The sequence below is a fragment of the Aquipseudomonas alcaligenes NBRC 14159 genome (assembly GCF_000467105.1).
Classification (GTDB): domain Bacteria; phylum Pseudomonadota; class Gammaproteobacteria; order Pseudomonadales; family Pseudomonadaceae; genus Aquipseudomonas; species Aquipseudomonas alcaligenes.
The window spans coordinates 1-968 of record NZ_BATI01000115.1 but is presented as its reverse complement, the minus strand read 5'-3'; the positions used below and the strand labels follow the sequence as shown (position 1 = coordinate 968).

The following is a 968-nucleotide window of genomic DNA, read 5'->3' as shown; positions in this document are numbered from 1 at the left end:
GCCGTCAAGAACAATACGGGGACGTCTTTTCCTGCGGCGCGCACCATGCGCAGCACTTCCCACCCGTCCAGCCCAGGCATCATCACATCCAGGATCAGGAGGTCATAGGACTCACTCAGAGCGTGCTGTAGAGCATCTGTACCGGTCATAACCCGGTCGACATTGAAGCCCGCTTCACTGAGGCCTTGCTGCAGGTATGCACCGGTTTTGGGTTCATCTTCAGCTACCAGTAGTTTCATGCGAGCAGACTCCAAATATCGGGTGGCCTGAGTTTGCAGGCAAACCGCGGCCCCAACCAGAAGCTTACGAAAATGTAATTCTGGCTTCAGCTCGCTGACAGGGTGGCTTGTGCTACGGTACAAGCATGAGCACTAGGTTGTGCTCTCGGCCCTCGACAGACCAAAAGCAGAGGTGCCGGCCATAGTTTGCACTGATGGAGACTGTCCCATGAAATCGCTGAAACCTTTGCTTCTGGTTGGTTCGCTGCTGCTTTCTTCTATGGTCTGGGCCGAAGGGGGGGGTGATCGTACCTTTGAGCGCATGCAGCGCATGCAGCAGATGCGCGACAAAGCGGAAGCCGTGCTGATCCAGGCAGAGAAGGCCCCAGTCTGCGAGCGGCATGTGCATATGAAGGAGCACATGAACATGCTCGATGACCTCATGAGTCAGCTGCACAATGAACATCCTGCTCCAGGCATGTCTGCCGAAGATCATTTGGCCTGGATGGAAAAACACGACAAGTTAGTAGACGACGTGCTGGGTCAAATGATTCGCGAGCACAAGCTAATGATGGCCGAAAAAGAGTGCCATCGATAAGGATTTTCCCATCTTCCAGGCCTTCCGTGATTGCTCCTTTGGCCTAGCGGCGCCTCTATGGCGCCGTGCTTTTTCCCAGCTGACGCAGTTGTAGATTTGGGGGCAGCGGCCTGGCAGCAAGCGAGTAATAGCATGAGATTTCCAGCATCCCT

At 54.9% G+C, this 968-nt stretch carries 2 protein-coding genes; one reads left to right on the top strand and one right to left on the bottom strand.

Translation table 11 applies throughout. The annotated features are described in order from the left end of the window. The coding region (locus PA6_RS22300; RefSeq protein ID WP_021703213.1) for a response regulator at window positions 1-239 on the bottom strand (239 nt) is incomplete at its 3' end. Window positions 240-447: 208 nt separating this feature from the next. Here PA6_RS22300 and PA6_RS22295 point away from each other — a divergent pair. Beyond that, on the top strand, window positions 448-816 hold the full coding sequence (locus PA6_RS22295; RefSeq protein WP_021703212.1) for a co-regulatory protein PtrA N-terminal domain-containing protein: 369 nt from the start codon (window positions 448-450) through the stop codon (window positions 814-816). The last annotated feature ends 152 nt before the right edge of the window (window positions 817-968 follow it).